21 protein-coding genes and 1 tRNA gene are annotated in these 19572 nt (G+C 50.2%); 18 read left to right on the top strand and 4 right to left on the bottom strand.

The window, feature by feature from the left end; translation table 11 throughout:
- Positions 1-143: 143 nt before the first annotated feature.
- The 10 genes from ABWW03_RS05200 (at position 144) to ABWW03_RS05155 (ending at position 8718) form a co-directional block, all read left to right on the top strand.
- Positions 144-1661 (top strand): YifB family Mg chelatase-like AAA ATPase, encoded by a 1518-nt coding sequence (locus tag ABWW03_RS05200; protein WP_353406799.1) that lies wholly within the window; start codon positions 144-146, stop codon positions 1659-1661.
- A gap of 177 nt (positions 1662-1838) precedes the next feature.
- On the top strand, positions 1839-2639 hold the full coding sequence (locus tag ABWW03_RS05195) for an alpha/beta hydrolase (protein ID WP_353406798.1): 801 nt from the start codon (positions 1839-1841) through the stop codon (positions 2637-2639).
- A 184-nt stretch (positions 2640-2823) separates the two neighbouring features.
- Positions 2824-3243, top strand: a complete 420-nt coding sequence (locus ABWW03_RS05190; RefSeq protein WP_353406796.1) for a LysE family translocator — start codon at positions 2824-2826, stop codon at positions 3241-3243.
- 54 nt (positions 3244-3297) lie between these two features.
- The gene (locus tag ABWW03_RS05185) at positions 3298-3456 is read left to right on the top strand and encodes a hypothetical protein (RefSeq protein ID WP_353406795.1); all 159 of its coding nucleotides are present in this window, start codon (positions 3298-3300) and stop codon (positions 3454-3456) included.
- Between the two features lie 93 nt (positions 3457-3549).
- On the top strand, positions 3550-5571 hold the full coding sequence (rep, locus tag ABWW03_RS05180) for a DNA helicase Rep (protein ID WP_353407125.1): 2022 nt from the start codon (positions 3550-3552) through the stop codon (positions 5569-5571).
- 155 nt (positions 5572-5726) lie between these two features.
- Complete coding sequence (locus tag ABWW03_RS05175) at positions 5727-6104, top strand: BlaI/MecI/CopY family transcriptional regulator (protein ID WP_353406794.1); 378 nt, start codon at positions 5727-5729, stop codon at positions 6102-6104.
- A gap of 27 nt (positions 6105-6131) precedes the next feature.
- Entirely contained in the window at positions 6132-7061 is a 930-nt protein-coding gene (locus ABWW03_RS05170) for a M56 family metallopeptidase (RefSeq protein ID WP_353406793.1), read from the top strand.
- Positions 7062-7178: 117 nt separating this feature from the next.
- Positions 7179-7829, top strand: coding sequence for a HupE/UreJ family protein (locus tag ABWW03_RS05165; protein WP_353406792.1), 651 nt, complete (start codon positions 7179-7181; stop codon positions 7827-7829).
- Between the two features lie 14 nt (positions 7830-7843).
- Positions 7844-8386 carry a hypothetical protein gene (locus ABWW03_RS05160; RefSeq protein ID WP_353406791.1) on the top strand — a complete coding sequence of 181 codons (543 nt, stop codon included), beginning with the start codon at positions 7844-7846 and terminating at the stop codon, positions 8384-8386.
- Positions 8383-8718, top strand: a complete 336-nt coding sequence (locus tag ABWW03_RS05155) for a DUF6488 family protein (RefSeq protein WP_353406788.1) — start codon at positions 8383-8385, stop codon at positions 8716-8718. The genes ABWW03_RS05160 and ABWW03_RS05155 overlap by 4 nt, the downstream gene beginning before the upstream one ends.
- Positions 8719-9227: 509 nt before the next feature.
- On the opposite strand, the gene ABWW03_RS05150 is transcribed toward ABWW03_RS05155, so the two are convergent.
- Positions 9228-9614: a c-type cytochrome gene (locus tag ABWW03_RS05150; RefSeq protein WP_353407124.1), complete on the bottom strand. Its 387-nt coding sequence runs from the start codon at positions 9612-9614 to the stop codon at positions 9228-9230.
- 296 nt (positions 9615-9910) lie between these two features.
- Here ABWW03_RS05150 and ABWW03_RS05145 point away from each other — a divergent pair, with 296 nt between their 5' ends.
- From ABWW03_RS05145 to ABWW03_RS05115, 7 genes are all read left to right on the top strand, one after another.
- On the top strand, positions 9911-10786 hold the full coding sequence (locus ABWW03_RS05145) for an AraC family transcriptional regulator (RefSeq protein WP_353406786.1): 876 nt from the start codon (positions 9911-9913) through the stop codon (positions 10784-10786).
- 29 nt (positions 10787-10815) lie between these two features.
- Positions 10816-11550, top strand: coding sequence for an AzlC family ABC transporter permease (locus ABWW03_RS05140; RefSeq protein WP_353406785.1), 735 nt, complete (start codon positions 10816-10818; stop codon positions 11548-11550).
- On the top strand, positions 11547-11864 hold the full coding sequence (locus ABWW03_RS05135; RefSeq protein WP_353406784.1) for an AzlD domain-containing protein: 318 nt from the start codon (positions 11547-11549) through the stop codon (positions 11862-11864). The genes ABWW03_RS05140 and ABWW03_RS05135 overlap by 4 nt, the downstream gene beginning before the upstream one ends.
- Before the next feature lie 145 nt (positions 11865-12009).
- A complete protein-coding gene (locus ABWW03_RS05130) occupies positions 12010-13038 on the top strand; it encodes a fatty acid desaturase family protein (RefSeq protein WP_353406783.1) in 1029 nt (342 codons plus the stop codon).
- Between the two features lie 16 nt (positions 13039-13054).
- Positions 13055-13873: an amidohydrolase family protein gene (locus ABWW03_RS05125; protein ID WP_353406782.1), complete on the top strand. Its 819-nt coding sequence runs from the start codon at positions 13055-13057 to the stop codon at positions 13871-13873.
- Positions 13874-13926: 53 nt separating this feature from the next.
- On the top strand, positions 13927-14592 hold the full coding sequence (locus ABWW03_RS05120; protein WP_353406779.1) for a 2-hydroxychromene-2-carboxylate isomerase: 666 nt from the start codon (positions 13927-13929) through the stop codon (positions 14590-14592).
- 22 nt (positions 14593-14614) lie between these two features.
- Positions 14615-15328 (top strand): glutathione S-transferase family protein, encoded by a 714-nt coding sequence (locus ABWW03_RS05115; protein WP_353406777.1) that lies wholly within the window; start codon positions 14615-14617, stop codon positions 15326-15328.
- 29 nt (positions 15329-15357) lie between these two features.
- Here the strand turns inward: ABWW03_RS05115 and ABWW03_RS05110 are convergent, their stop codons facing one another.
- On the bottom strand, positions 15358-16149 hold the full coding sequence (locus ABWW03_RS05110; protein ID WP_353406776.1) for a hypothetical protein: 792 nt from the start codon (positions 16147-16149) through the stop codon (positions 15358-15360).
- Positions 16150-16273: 124 nt separating this feature from the next.
- On the opposite strand from ABWW03_RS05110, the gene ABWW03_RS05105 reads away from it, so the two are divergent.
- A tRNA-Arg gene (locus tag ABWW03_RS05105) sits at positions 16274-16350 on the top strand.
- A 110-nt stretch (positions 16351-16460) separates the two neighbouring features.
- Here ABWW03_RS05105 and ABWW03_RS05100 read toward each other — a convergent pair.
- Together ABWW03_RS05100 and ABWW03_RS05095 are read right to left on the bottom strand one after the other, a co-directional pair.
- Positions 16461-18137, bottom strand: a complete 1677-nt coding sequence (locus ABWW03_RS05100; protein ID WP_353406775.1) for an AMP-binding protein — start codon at positions 18135-18137, stop codon at positions 16461-16463.
- Between the two features lie 50 nt (positions 18138-18187).
- Positions 18188-19525 (bottom strand): metal-dependent hydrolase family protein, encoded by a 1338-nt coding sequence (locus tag ABWW03_RS05095; protein ID WP_353406774.1) that lies wholly within the window; start codon positions 19523-19525, stop codon positions 18188-18190.
- Positions 19526-19572: the final 47 nt, after the last annotated feature.

The raw sequence follows: 19572 nt of genomic DNA, 5'->3' as shown, positions 1-19572 counted from the left end.
ATTTATAGCGGCTGTTAGCCTGATCCCATTACCCCAAAGAAAATAAGCCCTTAGGGCAGCCCTCGGAAGCAAAGGCTTAAGAGGAGCCGCCCTAATTGGCAATTGGGCCCATAATGGAATGAACGTCAGGAACACCGCTTACCATGTCACTAGCCGTTGTATACAGCCGCGCCCGCCTGGGGATTGATGCGCCACTCGTCACCGTTGAAACCCACATTTCCGGGGGGCTGCCAAAACTGGCGATTGTTGGCCTGGCCGAAACCGCCGTAAAAGAGAGCAAAGATCGGGTTCGCAGCGCCATCCTCAATAGCCACTTCGAATTCCCGGCCCGCCGCATCACAGTGAATTTGGCCCCAGCCGACCTCCCTAAAGACGGCGGGCGCTTTGATCTGGCCATTGCCCTAGGTATCTTGGCGGCGTCCAAGCAGATCCCTCAGGGCGAATTGCGTAATTGTGAACTGCTGGGAGAATTGGCCCTATCCGGGGAGTTGCGCGCTGTTCCGGCCAGTTTGAGTGCATCACTGGCCGCCAGCCACAGCGGTCGCAAACTGATCGTGCCCAAAACCAATGCGGCCGAGGCTGCCTTGAGCGCCAGCACGGAAGTTCTGGCGGCTGACAACCTCCTACAAGTCTGCGCGCATCTGAATGGCAATCAGCCCCTTACACCGGAAACTGCCGCCGAAGCCCCGGGGCCTGTCGACTCAAACACATTGGATATGCAAGATGTCAGGGGGCAAAGCCAGGCCAAGCGTGCCCTGGAGATCGCCGCTGCAGGTGGCCACAATTTGCTCTTTTTTGGTGAACCCGGTACCGGCAAGACCATGCTTGCTCAACGCCTGGCAGGTATTCTGCCCGGTCTCAGTGAGCAAGAAGCCATCGAAGTTGCCGCCATACACTCCATTCACAAGCCCTTCGACATCGGCCAATGGCGCCAGCGGCCATTCCGAAACCCTCATCATTCAGCTTCCAGTACGGCCCTGGTTGGCGGCGGCGCTAACCCAAAACCCGGAGAAATCAGCCTCGCCCATGCCGGCGTGCTGTTCCTCGACGAATTACCCGAATTCCCCCGCTCGGTGCTGGAAGTCCTGCGCGAGCCTCTGGAGAGTGGCGAGATCTGCATATCTAGAGCAAGAGCCCAGGCCAATTTCCCCGCCCGGTTCCAGCTCATCTCCGCCATGAATCCTTGCCCCTGCGGTTATCACGGTAGTCGCCAGCGAGCTTGCCGTTGCAGCCCGGAGCAAGTACAACGCTATCGCCTGCGACTCTCCGGCCCTTTGCTGGACCGTATCGATCTGCACATTCCCATGCAAACCCTCAGCAGCGATGAACTCCAAAAGACCCCGCTGGGCGACAACAGCAACACCATTCGCCAACGGGTACTCAAGGCTCAGCAACGGCAACTGGACCGGCAGCAGAAGGTCAATGCCAAACTCAATAATCAGGAACTGGAAGAAGTCCTGGATCAAGGCTTACCCGCCAGCCAGGAAAGTCTGCAACGACTGGCGAAAGCCATGAGCCAACTCAAACTGTCGGCGCGGGCCTACCATCGCATTCTCAAACTGGCCCTAAGCATTGCGGATCTTTCTGACGCTGAACAGATCGAACCACGACACATCAATGAAGCGCTCAGCTACCGAGGACTGGACCGAGAACCCCAATGAGCGTCCCTCTTCCAGAGCAGAACATTGCTTCAACACGTTGTAACCGTGAAACGCTTTAATGTCATTCAGATGTTTTACAATTCAATCAATTATCGAAATAATACCTTTCGCTTTTCGACCGGCCTTGCGCCGATATTGAACACACTCGAATAAACCGTCTGACGTGAGGGAACACATATGATCATCATCAGTTCAAGAAAATCATTTAACAACCCCGATGAATTAAGTGATGTTGGGCATGCGTATCGAGAAATCGATTTTTCAAATGACAGCGTGGTCAGAGAAATGGAATCTCATCAATTGCTCACCGAGCTGACCGGTAAAAAAGTTTTGATGCTGGTGCACGGATACAACAACGAGCAAGACGAAGTCTACGATGCGTATTCCGTTATCGAGGAAAAGATCGACCAGCATATTGCCGGGGAATTTGATGCCGTCATTGGTTACTCATGGCCAGGTGGAGATAAAGGCCTGGAATGGTGGACATCCAAGCGGCGAGCGAATGCAGTTGCTCGACGGTTTCGCTTTTTAATCGAAGAGTTATCAAAACAAACTCGGTCGCTGGACGTTATGTCTCACAGCCTGGGCGCTCGAGTGGTACTGAAAGCGCTAAAACAATCCCAGGACGACACCGTACTTCGCAATTATTACTGCACAGCCCCAGCCGTGGACAACGAGGTCTTGGAACGCAATGAAGAATTCCATGACTCGGTGAGCAAAAATGACAAGTTGTTTGTTTTTCATTCCAAAAAGGATGGCGTTCTGGGCGGCGCCTATCGACTTGCGGAATTTGACAATGCATTGGGCTTGTATGGCCCCGAAGACAAACACTATATTCAGAGCAAAACAAAAAATATATTTGTCGTGAACTGCAAAAAAAGAGTGGACAGTCACGGCGCATATAAACGCAGCGACGCGATGTACAAATACATAGCGTCCTCCCTGAGGAAGAAACCGGTTAAATTTAAAACTTTGTAAATACCTGCTTACTGACAAAACCCCGAGGCCGAATTGGCTAACGCGCAACAACGACCGGTTGCGCGCTTAGCGCCTGGGGACAACGTATCTCAAGCAAGCAATGTTCCCACCTATGCTGTATACTCCATCGACTTATTGTGTGCCATGCCGCCTCTGCACGAGGCCAATAAGTTGAGAATGACAAATGATCGATGTTTCAATATTGCCGGTATTTTTCACGGCCATCTTCTTCCTCATAATCTCCCCAGGCCCTGACCTACTGCTGATATCAAGCTATGCGTCCTCCCAAGGATTCCGATCAGGACTGATGATTTCTGTCGGTATATTCGTTGCCGGCCTGCTGCAAACGATTCTGGTGGCTTTCGGTCTTGGCAAACTCATGCAAGCGATGCCTGCCGTGGCCTGGGCGATTAAAGCCGCTGGTGCACTCTATCTTGCCTGGCTGGGTTTGGGGCTTCTGAAAGCCTGGTTCAGGACCAGCAAGACCGCGACACAATCCCCCATCTCTAAAACCCTCAGCCATCGACAACTGCTGTATCGTGGACTGCTCAACAATCTGCTTAACCCCAAAGCACTGCTGTTTTTCAGCATGTTTCTTCCCTAGTTCACCAGCGTTGAGCATCCCCTCAGCGGGCAGATTTTGACCCTGGGCTTGTTATTGAGCAGCTTCGCTCTGTTTATCAACCTTGGTTTTGCTTTGTCTTTCAGCAAGCTTGGGCACTGTATCGGCAAACGGCTGAATATGGGACGACATGTCGACGGCCTACTGGGTGTCATCTTTCTAGGGCTGGCCGCTCGCCTCGCCAGCAGCAAGTAGGAGCATCGCCGTAAATTCCCTCTGACATTTGCCCGGGCCGCCGCTACAATAGGCGGCCATAGAACCAGACCATGATCGACCGTGTCCCATCTCATCCAACATCTGAATCCTCGCCAGAAAGAGGCCGTTTTATACATTGACGGCCCGACGCTCGTGCTGGCTGGCGCAGGCAGTGGCAAGACCAGTGTCATTACCCGTAAAATTGCCTATCTCATTGAGGAATGTGGCATGGCAGCGCGCAATATTGCGGCGCTGACCTTTACCAATAAAGCCGCACGCGAGATGAAGGAGCGAGTCAGCAGCCTATTGGCCAAGGGCGCAGGCCGAGGCCTTACGGTATCGACCTTCCATAATTTGGGCCTGAACATTATCCGCCAGGAGTGCAAAACCCTAGGCTATAAGCCCGGCTTTTCCATCTTTGATGCGGAAGATTCCCGCACTCTACTGAAAGATCTCATGCTCAAGGAAGGGGACATCGACAGCGACCACCTCGATATGGTGCAAAACCAGATCTCCAACTGGAAAAACGATCTGGTGATTCCGGCTCATGCCAAGAGTAAGGCCAAAGACAAAAGCGAAGAATTTATTGCGTATGTCTATGAGCGCTATACCCAGGCATTGAAAGCCTATAACGCGCTGGATTTTGATGATCTGATTCTGATCCCGGTACAGTTGTTTCACAATGAGCCGGACATTCTGAAGCGCTGGCAGAAGAAAATTCGTTATTTGCTGGTGGACGAATACCAGGACACCAACTCCAGTCAGTATCTGCTGGTGAAGCAGATCGTTGGCGACCGGGGGAAATTAACGGTAGTAGGCGACGACGACCAATCAATCTATGCCTGGCGTGGTGCGCGCCCGGAAAATATGAGCATGTTGCGTCAGGACTATCCCAATCTTCACCTGATCAAGCTGGAGCAAAACTACCGCTCAACCCAACGCATTCTGAAAACAGCCAACCACCTGATTGCGCACAACCCCCACGAGTTTGATAAAGCCCTGTGGAGTGATAAGTCTTACGGTGAACCCATTCGTATTATTCGCTGTGGCAATGAAGAGCTGGAATGTGAGCGAGTAGCGAATGAAATCATTACCCAACGTCTGCAACGGCAAATTCAGTTCAAAGATTTTGCAATCCTCTATCGAGGTAATCACCAAGCTCGCCTGATGGAAATCAAGCTTCAGCAGCACCAGATTCCCTACGCGATGTCGGGAGGCACTTCTTTTTTCTCACGTACAGAGATTAAAGACATCATGGCCTATCTGAAATTATTGGTGAATCCGGACGACGACAACGCTTTCCTGCGTATCGTAAATACACCACGTCGCCAGATTGGTACCAGTACACTGGAAGCACTGGGCCGCTATGCGGGCGATCGTCACATCAGCCTGTTCGCCGCCGTCGATGAAATGGGGCTCGCTCGAGAAATTCCCAAGCAGACTCTGGCGAGATTATTACGCTTTCGCGAATGGGTGCTGCATATCGGCCAGCTCGCCGAAACCGGCAACTCTATTAACGCATTGCGCGAGATGGTTACCGATATTGACTATGAGGGCTGGCTCGTACAAAACGCCAGCAGCCCCAAGGTCGCAGAAAAGCGCATGGAGAATGTTTGGTACCTGATCGATTCCATTCGCAATCTCCTTGAGCGTCAGCAAACCGAGGACGATCTCGACGAGCGCGACATCGGGCTCGAAGCCGCACTTAATAAACTGATTCTACGCGATATGCTGGAGCGCAATGAAGAAGAGGAAGAAATGGATCAGGTGCAAATGATGACTCTGCACGCCTCCAAGGGGCTGGAGTTCCCCCACGTTTTTATGCTCGGTTTTGAGGAAGATATCCTGCCCCACCGTACCAGCATTGAAGAAGACAATGTCGAGGAAGAACGCCGCCTCTGCTATGTGGGCATCACCCGCGCCCAAAAAACCCTCAGCATCACCATGGCCGCCAAGCGCAAGCAATACGGCGAGATCATCGACACCAGCACCTCACGCTTTTTGGAAGAGCTGCCGGAAGAAGAGATCGAGACCGAAGGCTTTGGGGATCACTGCCCAGTGCGCAATGAGCAGAAAGGCCGCATGACCTTGGACAGCCTACTGGCCGACCTGTAAGACCTTCGATACCAGCTTCATTTTCATCTCGAATGCCTCCCAAGCGTAAAAACCGATTGCCTATCGGTTTTTACTCTGCCAGAATGTCCATCATTCGTTGTTAAACAACGTTTCTTATAAAACTTAAAAAACTCATGTGATAGCTCGATAAGACCATGCAATTAGGCGAATTGGAAAAACAGGTTCTGCAATATTTGTGGCAAGAAGCCCCAGCTTCAGCAAAAGACGTGTTCAGCGTATTCAGCAAAAGCCGAGGGGGCTCATTGAATACCATCCAGAGCACCCTGGACAGGCTCTTTAAAAAAGAACTCCTGAGTCGCGAGAAACAAGGTCATGCCTGGTTTTATTCGCCACGTATTGAACGCCGCCAATTGATTGCAAAAATTATTACTCAGGTTGCAGAAGATTTGGCCGAGCATCAGGAAGGTGGATTGATTGCCGCCTTTGCCTCCATGTCGGAGGGGCTTGATTCCAGCCAACTCGATGAGCTGGAAGCCCTGATTGAAAAGCGCCGCCAAGCGTTGAAACCGTAAATCGAGAACACAGGACAACTTGCAGACATGGTAACGGCTTTGCTCAGTATTGCTCATCTGCTCGGTGTGTTTTTTCTTGCACTGATCGCGGCTGCCTTGCTGTTCAATATGATTGCGAGCCTTATTCACATTCCACCATTGAAAACACATTTTCAAAACACAGACGCCCATGGACGTCTGCATTTTTTAGGCGCCTTCTCAATCGCGCCGATAGTGGTTGCCTGCTTCTCGCTTATCGCCGTCGCCCTCCTGGCCAGCTTTCCGCAATACGCCGACGATCACTTCCACTGGCACCATGCACCTGAACAATTTAATTGGCACGGCGCCTCAGGCATTGCAGGCTTGATAGGCCTTGCCATTTTCACTGCAGTGAAAACTATATATTGGAAAAAAGCACAACAACAACTTGGTCAGTGGCAACAGCAGCCCGAACGCGTTCAACAGGCAACGGCGTTCAGTTACGGCTCAGGCGAGGGAAATATTTTTATCAGCCCAGCTTTGGCCATGCAACTTGATGAAAAAGAACTTAACATTGTCACGGCTCACGAGCAGGCCCACTGCCATTATCACGACCCTATTAAGCTGTACTTGTGTGTCTGTGTCTACCAATTGCTTTTCTTTCCCGTTCGTAAGGTACTTTCCCAGCAATATTACCTGGCTATGGAAGAGCGAGCCGATATTAAGACATCAGGCTCGGGGTTTGATCGTTTTGATATTGCCCGTACATTAATCAAAGTCGCGCGCCTGAAACACCGGAGTTCGGACTTTACCACCGTCTGCGCATTTTCTTCGTCGTGTATTGCGGAACGCGTAGATGCACTCAGTCGATCGGCCAAAAGCCCATCCAAGCCATTAACCGTTTTTTCTATCGCATTACTGGCACTTGCCATCAATTTGGTTTTTTCGATAGACAGCATTCATCACTTAAGCGAATCTGTTCTTTTTTATTTTTTCTAGCATTCTCATTGATATTGGAAACCACACGTGAACAAAGACTGCTCTTTTTTAAGGCCTAAAAAACCGACCAGCAATCGGTCTTTTAGGTGGCATATCACACTCTATTCAGGAGCGGCATTGCTTTTGCTGTTTGGCAGCCTGACATTTGCTCACGGCGTGGACGAACAAACGCGGCTGTTCCTGCAAAGCAATACTGGCGCTAACTTGATTCCATTTATGTACATCGGTGCCAAACATATGATCACAGGCTATGATCATTTGTTGTTCCTGTTTGGTGTTATTTTCTTTCTTTTCCGAACCCGCGATGTGCTGATTTATGTCAGTTTGTTTACTCTGGGACACAGCACCACTCTGCTGCTCGGCGTTTTGATGGAAGTGCAACTCAATGCCTATTTGATCGATGCAATTATTGCATTATCTATTGTGTACAAAGGCTTTGATAATCTTGGTGGTTTTCGAAAAATTCTCGGCCACAGCCCAAACAGCAAAATGGTCGTGTTTATCTTCGGCTTGTTTCATGGTTTTGGTCTGGCAACAAAGCTTCAGGAATTTCAACTGCCCGAAGATGGCCTGCTGACAAACCTCTTGGCCTTCAACGTGGGCGTGGAACTTGGACAGTTTGCTGCCCTGGCGATTATCGTAATCGCAATCAGCGCCTGGCGTCGTCATGAAAGTTTTATGCGCTTCGCGACCGTCAGCAATACCTTATTAATGAGCGCCGGCTTCTTATTGATGGCTCTGCAATTAACGTCCTACTTTCAGTCTTAATCTAAGGAATCCCCATGGAACAAAATCTATCCGGGCCAGCACTGATCAAAGCCAGTGCGATCGCTGTTGTGCTCGCCGCTGTGGTTTTTATCACACTAGTCATGCCCGCCGAATTCGGCCAAGACCCAACAGGTATCGGCAAGCAACTCGGCCTAACGGCCATTGCAGAAGCTGAAGAAAAAACGGTGATCCAGTACGCCGACAACGGCGGCGAATTACGCGAAGACACCATTGAGCTTGTTGTACCTGCAGGACAAGGCATCGAGTACAAACTCTTTATGGAAAAATTTCAGAAAGTGGAATACGAGTGGTTGAGTGCCGGCGATGCAATGTACTTTGATCTGCACGGCGAACCCAAAGGCGATACAACAGGGTATTTTGAAAGTTACGCCATTGCGACACTACCAGAAATGAAAGGCAGCTTCACCGCGCCTTTTACCGGCACCCACGGCTGGTATTGGAAAAACACCAGCGCCGAAGATGTTCAAATTTTATTGCAAACCAAAGGCCAGTATAGCCTGGCAAAACCTGCTCAAAACCAAGAGGACACACCATGAAAAAATATTTAAGCCTTATCCTATTTGCGGCCATCAGCTTTAACAGTCAATGGTTGTCGGCCCATGCAGATCATGGATTTATTAATGCCGCACAAGCAAAATCCATTGCTCTGAGCATGACCAAAAAACTGAGCATTAAAGATCTGGGTTACCGTGTCGGGAAATTGGATAGCAGCTGGAGAAACATCACATCCAGTGATGTTACGGTTCTGCCGAGCGATTCAGGTAAGCATCAAATTCGCGTGAATAACACGGAGGCCCAAAAATCGATTGTTATCAGTCTTTCTGCAAATGGGGAAGTGTTGAGCATAAAACCTCAGCAAGAGAAATAAACCTTTCTGAAAAACAAAAAGGCCTCTTTTAAAAGAGGCCTTTTTGTTTTTCAGAACAATCGATTGGAAATTTGGTGGCCCTGAGCCCCACGGCTTTAGAGATTAAAAGCAAACAACCTAGAATCAATAAAGATAGCGCAACTGTTGGCTTGGGGTGTCCCCTGCTCTGCCTTGAGTCACCGTGCGCTGTTTGGCTTTCTTCTTCTCTTTTTCACCTCTGTGGAGCCCAAGGTCTGGAAACAAGCATACGCATTTATCTGTGGCTTTGCATTGTTTTGAACGACAAATGGGCGGGTTTTAAAAATCGTTTTGGCCTAAGAACTTTAGTATTAATAAGAAGATCGAATCAGTTTACACGTCGCCTAATCTTTACACTTAAAGTGAAAAATAACTTGTGCACCTAAGCAACTGTTAAACATAAAAAAAGCCGCAAAGTTGCGGCTTTTTTTCGTTTCATCTGGGGAACTTTTTTTGTCCCCCAGGTCCCACTATACGGCTGAAATCAGTGATTACTTACTGTTTTCAAGCATGTGGTCAACGGCGGCTTTCAGCTCATCATCGGAGCAATCCATACACATGCCCTTTGGAGGCATAACGCCATTCAGGCCATTAATGGCACTGCCATATAGCACGTCCATTCCTTTGCTGATGCGTGGCGCCCATGCAGCGGCATCACCCAGCTTCGGAGCACCGGATGCGCCTGTCGCGTGACAAGCCATACAGCTGGTATTGTAAACATCAACGCCGGAGCGAGGACCGGAAGCCACCGGGGCAGCTGGCGCAGCAGCACATTCCTCACCGGACATGCACACGTCGCCAATTGGCGCGATGCGTGCCTTAACAGAATCATCCGCAGCGAAGACCGCAGCAGATACAACAGCGGCAGCGGCCGCCATGGAAAACAGGCTAATTACTTTTTTCGCGTGACTCACGGTTTTGTCCTCTTTGGTTGCTCCGGCACGTACCGGGCAGCTCGATTGTGCTCTTTAGCGATCAGGCGTGCACAACTCATTGGCGACGGCTTGTACAGACACTCCAATTAGTCGTGTCTGTTGGGCGCTCTTCGATCGCCCGCAAAGCGTCGGCATTATAGCGCCTTGGCCCCTAAGTTGAAACAAAGAAGCCTTAGGAATCATAAGGATAGCGCAATTCTGTACAAAAACCGCCAAAAGCCCTGTGATAGACTGCCACTATGAGCACTCGCAATCAGGCCAAGACCTCCGAACACGCCACCTACCACCACGCCCAGGAACTCGGGGGGATGGAGCTGCTGAAGGCCAGCTACCAGCAGCAGAATTTCAGTCGCCACACCCATGAAGGCTATACCGTGGGCGTGATCGAAAGCGGCGCTCAGCAGTTTTACCGTACTGGCGATAACCATATTGCCCCGCAATACAGCATTATTCTGGTCAATGCCGATCAGGTCCACACCGGTTGCGCCGCCAGCCAGGGGGGTTGGTCCTACCGTGCGATTTACCCAACACCCGAGCAGTTCTATCATGCCGACAGCAACACCGGCATCTGCTCACAGGGCGCCCCTTATTTTCCCAATGCCGTTGTCGAAGACCCAGCTATGGCGGGCATGCTACGGCACTGTTTCAGTGTGCTGGAATGTTCCGACAACCGACTGCTGCGAGAGAGCCTGCTAATCAGCTGTCTGCAGCGCCTGGCCGAACGCCACAGTGTTGCTCAAGGGCGCCTTTCGCCTGGCCCCAGTGCCAAACCCCAATTGTTGCGGGCCAAGCAACTGCTGGACGAGGCCCCGGAGCTCGACATCAGCCTGGAAGAACTGGCGGCATTGGCCGGTATCAGCCAGTATCATTTTATTCGCCAGTTTCAACGCCACTATGAGTTATCGCCCCACGCTTACCAGATACAGGCTCGCTTGCGTAAAGCCAAACAGCTGATCCGCTCAGGCTTTGGCCTGTCCAGCGCCGCCCAAGGCGCGGGCTTTCATGACCAGAGTCACTTCCATCGTCACTTCAAAGCGGCAATGGGCATTACGCCAGGACGCTTTGCCAAGCAAATTCGCAAAAATGTGCAAAACAGTCGCCACAGTATTGCTTAAGCTACGACTTCAATAGATTGGAAAGAAGTATGCACAGCAAACAACGCGAGATATGGCGCGGCACTCTGGCCATGACCCCTTTGAGCATCGCCGTAGCGCCCTGGGGCTTTCTAGTAGGTGCCTACGCATTAGAAGTTGGGCTCAGCCCACTGGAAGCTCAGTCCCTCTCTTTATTTGTCTTCGCTGGCACCTCGCAATTGGTGGCCCTGGGCTTGATGCAGGCTCAGGCTGGCTTTGTCGCCATCATGCTGACTACCCTGTTGATCACCAGCCGGCATCTGCTTTACAGCATGGCTCTGCGAGATAAGATCAGCCCTCTACCTGCGCGCTGGCGTTATGGCCTGGGTTTTCTGCTGACCGATGAGCTGTTTGTTCACACCCCCAGCAATGACGGAAAACCCCTGAATCAATGGTATGCCCTAGGGGCCGGCCTGAGTTTTTACATCGCCTGGAACCTGGCCACCCTGCTTGGCATTGTTGCCGGCAGCGCGATTCCCAATCTCACCGAGCTGGGGCTGGAATTTGCCGTCGTGGCCACATTCACCGCCATGCTGGTCCCCATGATTCGCTCCCTGGCCATTGCCTGCTGTTGCGCTACCGCCAGTACCGTCGCGGTGGGGACTGCCATGCTCAATTGGCAAGCCGGTTTACTGCTCGCCATCCTGGCTGGCATGGTAGCTGGGTATCTATGGGAACAGGCAAGCGAGTATTTGCAGTTGAAAGGCCCCGCGGCAAAATCTTCAGCTGCGGAGGAACCGCAATGATTGCACTCACTCTCGCGGCCATGGCAGTGCTGGTGTTCGCCAGCCGTTATCTCTTTCTGGAGCCTCGTCTGCCGCTGGAGCTTGGCCCCAAGCTTCGCCGCCTGATGGGCTATGCCACTCCGGCCGTACTCTCGGCGGTCATTGCTCCCATGGTGCTCATCCATCAGGGGCAGCTCAATACAGATTGGCAGAACCCCTACCTACTCGGTGCCATCGCCGCCGTTTTGATTATGCTCATCAGCAAGAACACCCTGCTCAGCACCGTGCTCAGTATGTTGATCTTCGTTGCGTTGAAGTTCTGGCTATTCGCCTGAAGGTGGCCCTTCCATCTTAGGCCGAAAATACATTGCTCATGCAGACCCCAAAAGGCGATGAATTTTTAAACATCATTACAAATGTTATTGTAAATAGACATTTTGCGTAATAACCTATAGTGAACGCCAACACTGTGGATTCATTATGTCTGAACAAGATCTCTTTTCCGAAGGCCTGCAACGACAAAGCGCCCGACGCAAGTTGACCGAGTTATTAGGTGAGCAGACCATTAAGGACCTTCACCGCCGTTCAAACTGGATGGGCGCATGGTCCATCACATCCTGCTGGGCTGTGATCTTCCTGTCGTTTGCTATGATCATTTGGGGACAGCAGCAAAGCCTGATGATCGCTATCCCCACTATTATTGTCGCTCTGGCATTGCTGGGCGGTCGTCAACTGGGCTTAGCCATTTTGATGCATGAAGCGTCGCATCGGGCATTATTCGAAAATGTCTGGATGAACGACAAACTTTCCAACTGGTTGTGTGGTCACATCATTTTTCTGGATGTGGAAAAATACCGCAAACATCATTTCGTTCACCACGCCAAAACCGGTACTAGTGACGATATTGATTATTCATTGATTCGCGGCTTTCCCACAAGCCGAGCATCATTGGCACGCAAACTGGCGCGCGACTTCTTTGGCATCACCGGCATTAAAAACCTGATTGGCGTGTATTTAATGAATGCTGGTTACGTCAAATGGACCGTCGCCAGCGACATTGAGAAGCTGCCTCGCAATGGTCGCAGCCGCATGGATTATTTTCTGAATTTCGTACGCGAAGCCTGGCCTAGCTTGGTCGCTAATTTGCTGTTGTTTTTAGCGCTGTGGTTGATTGGTCACCCCGAATTGATTCTGGCCTGGGTGATTGCTTACCTAAGTCCGTATTTGCTGTTCACCCGAATTCGCGCATTAGCCGAACACGCCATGACGGAACAAAGCCCGGACATGTTGAAAAATACTCGCAGTACAAAAGCCGGCCCAATTGCCCGCGCCTTGTTTGCACCGTTTCGGGTGAACTATCACATTGAACATCATGCCTTGGCGTCCATTCCCTATTGGCAATTGCCACGCCTGCACAAATTGCTGCGGGAGAAAGACGCCATTCCAGAGCCACCCAATTACTGGTACGTACTGAATCTGGTGTCATCAAAACATACTCAAGCTGCCTAATATTATAGGAATGATCATGAGCGAAAAAATTATCGATGTTTGGATGCAACATCCAAACCTGAACTTTTCAAACCATGAAATGTTTGCTTCACTGCGCCGTTGGAATAAAACCGACATTTTAACCGAGGCCATTCCCCTGGAATGGACACTCGCAGCCATGGATCAAGGGGGCGTAGATAAGTCGCTGGCCTGTGCTTGGTCAAGCCCTAATGGGTATTTGATTTCCAATGAAGAAGTGGCCGATCTCGTGCAGCGCATGCCTGACCGTTTCGCAGGTGTTGCTGGTGCCGATTTATCGAAACCCATGGAAGCCGTTCGCGAGTTGCGCAAATGGGTAAACGAATACGGATTCAAAGCACTGCGTATTGTGCAATGGGTCTGGAATTTACCGCCAACCGACCGTTTGTACTACCCCCTTTACGCAGAGTGCGTCAATCTTGGTATTCCCGTTTGTCTACAGGTTGGTCACACGGGCCCTCTGCGCCCATCAGAAACCGGTCGCCCGATTCCGTATATCGATCAAATCGCACTGGATTTTCCAGAACTGCAAATCGTGGGCGGACATATTGGCTATCCTTGGACGACGGAAATGATTGCAGTGGCGACCAAACATGAAAACGTTTACATCGATACCTCAGCGTATTCTGCCAATCGCTTTCCACCGGAACTGGTTGAGTTTATGAAGCGACATGGACGTAAAAAAGTAATGTTCGGCACCAATTATCCGATGATCACGCCAGAGAAATGCCTGCGCGACCTGAATACGCTAAGCATGGACGATGAAAGCCGGGCTCTGTTTTTATCCGGCAATGCCGAGCGTGTATTCAAACTTTAATCCTGAGGGCGGGGCTTATTTAAGCTCCGCTGATTTCCTTGCGAAAAGACACCATGAATGCCATTTTCTATTTTGATTACATTTCACCTTACGCTTACATTGGTTGGCAGAAACTGCCCGAACTCGCCCAAAAAACCGGGTTACATATAGAACCTGTCCCCGTCCTTTTTGCGGGGCTGCTTCGAGCCTATGGACAAATAGGCCCTGCAGAACATCCCGCCAAACAGAAATGGATGCAAAAAAACATCGCACGCAAATGCGAAGAAATGGGGATCACCATCCGGGCGCCTCAGTTTCATCCATTTAATCCTTTGCTGGGTTTACGCATTGCCGCTCAAGAAAGTGACACGCAGCAACGATACGCCATCATTGATGCTTTAATGAAAGCGGTGTGGCAAGAGCAAAAACACATCAGTGAAGAACAAGATGTCTTTACGGCACTTGATGAAGCCGGATTGGATGCTCCTGCCCTGATCAAACAGGGACTGGAAAAAAGCGCCAGCGAACAACTGAAGCAAAACACCGCCGATGCCATTGCGAAAGGTGCGTTTGGTGTCCCGACTATAGTTATCGGCGAAGATTTGTTCTTTGGCCAGGATGACTATCGCTATATCGAACTGCTGCTGGATAACAAAGATCCAAGCAAAAGCGAGCCAGCGCAACAGTGGCTAAGCAGCGAATGGCAAGCCTCGTCTATGCGTAAAGAAATGAAACAATAAAAACACCGCCAGGAAAAATCGCATGAGCGAATTACAACTATGGACCGCCGCCACCCCCAACGGCTGGAAAGTCAGCATTATGATCGAAGAGCTTCGTGAAGCCGGTCATTCCTTGGAAGGCTTGATCGTCAAGACCATAGACCTAATGGCGGGCGAGCAATTTGAAACAGAATTCAGCCAACGCAACCCCAACCAAAAAATTCCGCTGTTGATCGATGGCGAACAAAATATTATGGAGAGCTGTGCTATCGTCCAATATCTGGCCGAAACCTACCCAAGTGATTTGTTGCCAGAACAAAAACGGTGGGAAATTCTGCCTTGGGTTTACTGGCAGGCCGCTAATGTCGGTCCGGCCTTTGGCAATAAGCTCAGTTACACTCGCTATATGAACGATGTACCTGAAGAGCAAAAAACTCACCCACTCGCGCGTTTTAACAAAGAAGCAAGACGCTTAGCCGGCATTCTCGAACAACGCCTGGATGCACACGACTATATCTGTGGCGACTCACTTTCCATCGCCGACATCGTGATCTATCCCTGGGTCCGTGGTTGGAAATGGAGCAAAGTCGATATGAGCGACCGTCCCAATATTCTGGGTTGGTTAAAACGCCTGCGCGCGCGCCCGGCCTTTGAACGTGGCCTGGCCTATGGCGCTCCCGAAGGTGAAGTGGATCAGTGGAGTGAAAAAACCAAAGCTCGCTATGCTCAAGCCGGAAACCGCATCAGCAAAACCTGAGCCACCGATATCAGCTTGAACGACAAGGCCTAGCCCGCCTGGGCAAACTCCCGGTAGAGATTCTGCCAGATGGATTTGCCCAGCTGATCAAAGCGGATCAATGTCTCGAGATAACGTTGACGCAAACGGGTATCCACCATTTCCATCGGCAGCATGGGGTCGTAGGCAATACAACGGATGTACTCATCCCCAATTAAAAAACACTCCCGGGCGGCGGTTTCGGTATCCAGCCCCTCGGCCTTGGCCATCCAGTTTTCCATAATCGCCTGAGCGTCACGGTAGTGCTCCTCAAGATCCTTACGATCCCACAAAGACACCGCTCTTTGGTGTGAGGCCTCGTCCAGATCATCAATGCGGAAAATAATCGCCTCTTCTTCCAGCCCAATGCCCAGCAGGCGCTTACGCAAACCAGCGACACCACCACGGACATTATTGGGTCTCACCGCCAAACCCTGCTCCAGAGCGCTGAAACCGGCCAACTGCAACAAACGCTCACGGCGGCGTAAAGCCGTTCGATCACTGCGTCCCAGCATCGCCTGATAGACCCCTATCCAACTGCCATCCCAGTCACAGAGCTTGCTCTCAAGCTCCCGCCAACTGGCAAGATCCGCCGCGAGATTGCGTGCCCGGGGCCCCAAACGATACAAGCCCCGCTCAGGTGCCTCGACCATCCCGTCGGAACTCAGACGGGCAAGTGTCACCCGTGCACTGTTCTCAGTGATATCAAACAACTGGCAAATTCGGATGAAAACCTGAGAACTGATCGGATTATCCGACTCCAGCAACAGGTTCAAAATCAGATGTTTCGGTTTAAGCGCCAATGTCAGGCCTCTTATACTATGGAAATCAGAGGCTTATAGTGTATGACAAGCATGGACGAGAGCCCAGAGGCAAGGTATGATTCGCCCTCCCTGACTGGGCAGACCAATCCCAGCGAATCATTACCCACCCTTAGCTCAGCTGGATAGAGCGTCGCCCTCCGGAGGCGAAGGCCAGAGGTTCGAATCCTCTAGGGTGGGCCATTTCAATCACAGCACTATCGATCAAACAGCTGCCTTTTTAGCTTTATGGGCTGCCTGTGAATATGCCGCAGTGCGAGTTCACAGGGCTTTGGGGGGCGTTCTCAAACTGGCTATTGATCAACGTTTTCTTCCTGAAGCATCAAGGTCATCTGCTCGCGCATTTTGAATTTCTGTATCTTTCCCGTCACGGTCATTGGAAAGCTCTCTACAATTCGAATGTACCTGGGGATTTTAAAGTGCGTAATTTTACCCTGGCAGTGTTCCCGAATTTCTTGGGCCGCCAAGGATTTGCCATCTTTAAGCTTCACCCAGGCACAAACTTCCTCACCCATTGCAGAATCCGCCACTCCAAATACGTGTGCATCTTCTATATCAGCCAATGTGTATAAAAACTCTTCAACCTCTCTCGGATAAATGTTTTCGCCCCCGCGAATAATCATGTCCTTAATCCGGCCTACGATTTCGACATAGCCTTCCTGATCCATAACCCCGAGATCACCAGACATTAGCCAGCCTTCCGAATCAATTGTTTCACCTGTACGTTCGGGATCTGCCCAGTAGCCCGACATTACAGAATAACCGCGGGTGCATATTTCTCCGGTTTCTCCAATAGCAACAATGTGACCGTCAGCATCGGTAATTTTTACTTCCAGATGAGGGCCAGGCTTGCCCACTGTTGACACTCGCTTTTCGAGAGGATCATCATAAGCGGTCATGTGGCTTACCGGACTCAGTTCGGTCTGACCATAAGCAATCAGCACCTCACTCATATGCATTTCCTGCATCACTCGTTTCATGATTTCTTCCGGGCAAGGTGCTCCGGCCATGATTCCTGTGCGCAGGCTGCTCAAATCATAGTGCTTTGCAAATTCCAGGCACGCGATAAACATTGTGGGCACACCATGTAAGGCGGTACAACGTTCTGCTTCCACGACCGAGAGCGTTACCTTCGGATCAAAACCCGCGGCAGGGTAAACCATTGTCGCGCCATGACCAACACAAGCCAGGTTTCCCATCACCATTCCGAAGCAGTGATACAAAGGCACAGGTATACACAAGCGATCACGATTACCCAAGCGCATTCCCGCCCCAACTATTATTCCATTGTTAAGAATGTTGCGGTGACTTAGCGTAGCCCCTTTGGGGCTTCCAGTTGTTCCCGAGGTATATTGGATATTAATTGGATCGTCGGGATTCAAATCAAGACTTAACATCATTGCTTGCTCTTCTGCACCTCCCATTTGACACACCTCGTCAAAATTGAGCATACCCGCAGTTTCTTCTTCACCCATTCGAATAACGACACGCAAGTCGGGAAGAGCTTGAGCATTTAACGCTGTCTGATCGGCTACTTCTAATTCAGGAAGCAACTCCTGTAACATCTTTAAATAATGAGAGGTTTTAAATGTATCGGCAGTAATAATGGCTTTACAAGCCGACTGCTTCAGAGCGTACTCCAGCTCAAATAAACGATAAGCTGGATTGATGCATACCATTACGGCTCCAATCTTTGCACTTGCAAACTGTGTCAGAGTCCATTCAAAAGAATTGGGCCCCCAAATAGCCACCCTGTCTCCTTTCTTGATACCAAGACTTAATAAGCCCAATGCCAAAGAATTGACCTGGCTCAAGAGTTCTTTATAGCTCCACCTTATGTCTTGATGGCTAACAATCAGCGCTTCCTTGTCCGGGTATAAGCTAGTCGTCAGCTCCAGTTGTTCACTGATTGTCAGTTCTGATAATTTCTCGTCCTGGGAACCCAGCCCATAGCTTTCGCGTAACATCATTTCTCTCCTATACCCTGGCCATTACCTTGTTTTCTTCGAACTGATCGCAGTTACAATGTGTTTTTGTAAACAATTCCATTTTTGACAATCATCAGAAGGTTTTCTTTATCGGCGAGAAGCTCAATACTTTCCATAGGATTGCCATCAACCAGCAATAGGTCCGCATAGGCGCCCTCTTGAATTACACCCAGCTTCTTAGGATAAGGGTTTCTTTTTCCTGTAAGCCCCAGTAACTCTGCGTTTCCCCCCGTTGCCATTTTGAGCAACTCAAATGACGAGTAATACGCCTTCAAATCAACTAACTTTTGTACTTGTAACTTACTAAAATCAGACGATTGAAGTAGATCGGTTCCCCAGGCCACCTTTAAGCCAGAAACCTCATTCGACATTTTATATATTTTTTTACTGCCTTCGCACACACCAGACAACTTTCGGTTCTGCTCAGGCGACAGAAGTGGATCGCTGCATTCAAAAAAAGGTTGAGTACTTAACCAAACACCTTTTTTTGCCATCCGTTTCAAGGTTTTTTTATCCAACAGATGGCCGTGTTCAATGACTTTTACACCGGCATCTATCGCTCGGTTAACAGCCCTCGGGGTGTAAGCATGCACCATGACATAGGTGCCCCAATCTTCCGCACTATCAACAGCTGCTTTCAACTCTTCTATCGAATATTGCGTCACATCCAAGGGATCATATTCTGAAGACACTCCACCGCCCGCCATCAATTTTATGTGAGCGGCACCATTCTTTAACTGCTCTCTTACGGCGGCTTTTACTTCGGCAACTCCATCAGCAATCAAAGCAAAACCAATTTCAGCCGCCGGGCCATGATGGCCACCAAAATGAGGGTGGGCTTCATTCGCTTGACGAAAATCTCCATGACCTGAGGTTTGAGACACAATAGCGCCGGAAGGGTAAATTCTAGGGCCACTCGTCACCCCTTGATCGATTGCGCGTTTTAGCCCAAACACCGGACCACCGACATCCCGAACGGTCGTCACACCCCTCATCAGAGTTTTTCTGGCTTCCTCCGCGGCCACTAAATGCAAGTATGAGGTTTTGGCTTTATATATATTTGAGAACGGCGTAGCGGCCAAAAAGGCATGCCAATGAGCGTCTATCAAACCTGGCATTAAAACCCTGTTAGCGGCATCAATGACACGAATCTCATCAGGAACGGTTTCTTTGGCCTCAGACACTTCGACGATGCTGTCGCCATGAATGAGAACCGATCGGTTTTCAACTATTTCCTCATTCGTACCATCGAATATGGAAACATTGTTTATGAGAATTTTTTGAGAGTCTGCCGCAGAATTAAGGCTCACTGCGTTCAGAAGAACCATGGCAAACAAACTCTTAGCAAATAGATTTAAATAAAGTTTCATAAGGATCTCTTAACAAGATTAGTGATCAATTCAAAAATTTCGATCGA

Source organism: Pseudoteredinibacter isoporae, assembly GCF_040372805.1.
Lineage (GTDB): Bacteria > Pseudomonadota > Gammaproteobacteria > Pseudomonadales > Cellvibrionaceae > Pseudoteredinibacter > Pseudoteredinibacter isoporae_A.
Note: the sequence above shows the minus strand (reverse complement) of the source record. Positions and strands in the feature narration are given on the sequence as shown.

What these genes read in the sequence shown, in the direction of transcription:
- ABWW03_RS05175 (WP_353406794.1), top strand. Translation starts at nt 5,727, where the DNA reads ATGCAATTAGGCGAATTGGAAAAACAGGTTCTGCAATATTTGTGGCAA.
- ABWW03_RS05155 (WP_353406788.1), top strand. Translation starts at nt 8,383, where the DNA reads ATGAAAAAATATTTAAGCCTTATCCTATTTGCGGCCATCAGCTTTAAC.
- ABWW03_RS05160 (WP_353406791.1), top strand. Translation starts at nt 7,844, where the DNA reads ATGGAACAAAATCTATCCGGGCCAGCACTGATCAAAGCCAGTGCGATC.
- ABWW03_RS05145 (WP_353406786.1), top strand. Translation starts at nt 9,911, where the DNA reads ATGAGCACTCGCAATCAGGCCAAGACCTCCGAACACGCCACCTACCAC.
- ABWW03_RS05120 (WP_353406779.1), top strand. Translation starts at nt 13,927, where the DNA reads ATGAATGCCATTTTCTATTTTGATTACATTTCACCTTACGCTTACATT.
- ABWW03_RS05115 (WP_353406777.1), top strand. Translation starts at nt 14,615, where the DNA reads ATGAGCGAATTACAACTATGGACCGCCGCCACCCCCAACGGCTGGAAA.
- ABWW03_RS05150 (WP_353407124.1), bottom strand. Translation starts at nt 9,614, where the DNA reads ATGGCGGCCGCTGCCGCTGTTGTATCTGCTGCGGTCTTCGCTGCGGAT.
- ABWW03_RS05095 (WP_353406774.1), bottom strand. Translation starts at nt 19,525, where the DNA reads ATGAAACTTTATTTAAATCTATTTGCTAAGAGTTTGTTTGCCATGGTT.
- ABWW03_RS05130 (WP_353406783.1), top strand. Translation starts at nt 12,010, where the DNA reads ATGTCTGAACAAGATCTCTTTTCCGAAGGCCTGCAACGACAAAGCGCC.
- ABWW03_RS05125 (WP_353406782.1), top strand. Translation starts at nt 13,055, where the DNA reads ATGAGCGAAAAAATTATCGATGTTTGGATGCAACATCCAAACCTGAAC.
- ABWW03_RS05140 (WP_353406785.1), top strand. Translation starts at nt 10,816, where the DNA reads ATGCACAGCAAACAACGCGAGATATGGCGCGGCACTCTGGCCATGACC.
- ABWW03_RS05170 (WP_353406793.1), top strand. Translation starts at nt 6,132, where the DNA reads ATGGTAACGGCTTTGCTCAGTATTGCTCATCTGCTCGGTGTGTTTTTT.
- ABWW03_RS05100 (WP_353406775.1), bottom strand. Translation starts at nt 18,137, where the DNA reads ATGATGTTACGCGAAAGCTATGGGCTGGGTTCCCAGGACGAGAAATTA.
- ABWW03_RS05190 (WP_353406796.1), top strand. Translation starts at nt 2,824, where the DNA reads ATGATCGATGTTTCAATATTGCCGGTATTTTTCACGGCCATCTTCTTC.
- ABWW03_RS05195 (WP_353406798.1), top strand. Translation starts at nt 1,839, where the DNA reads ATGATCATCATCAGTTCAAGAAAATCATTTAACAACCCCGATGAATTA.
- ABWW03_RS05135 (WP_353406784.1), top strand. Translation starts at nt 11,547, where the DNA reads ATGATTGCACTCACTCTCGCGGCCATGGCAGTGCTGGTGTTCGCCAGC.
- ABWW03_RS05200 (WP_353406799.1), top strand. Translation starts at nt 144, where the DNA reads ATGTCACTAGCCGTTGTATACAGCCGCGCCCGCCTGGGGATTGATGCG.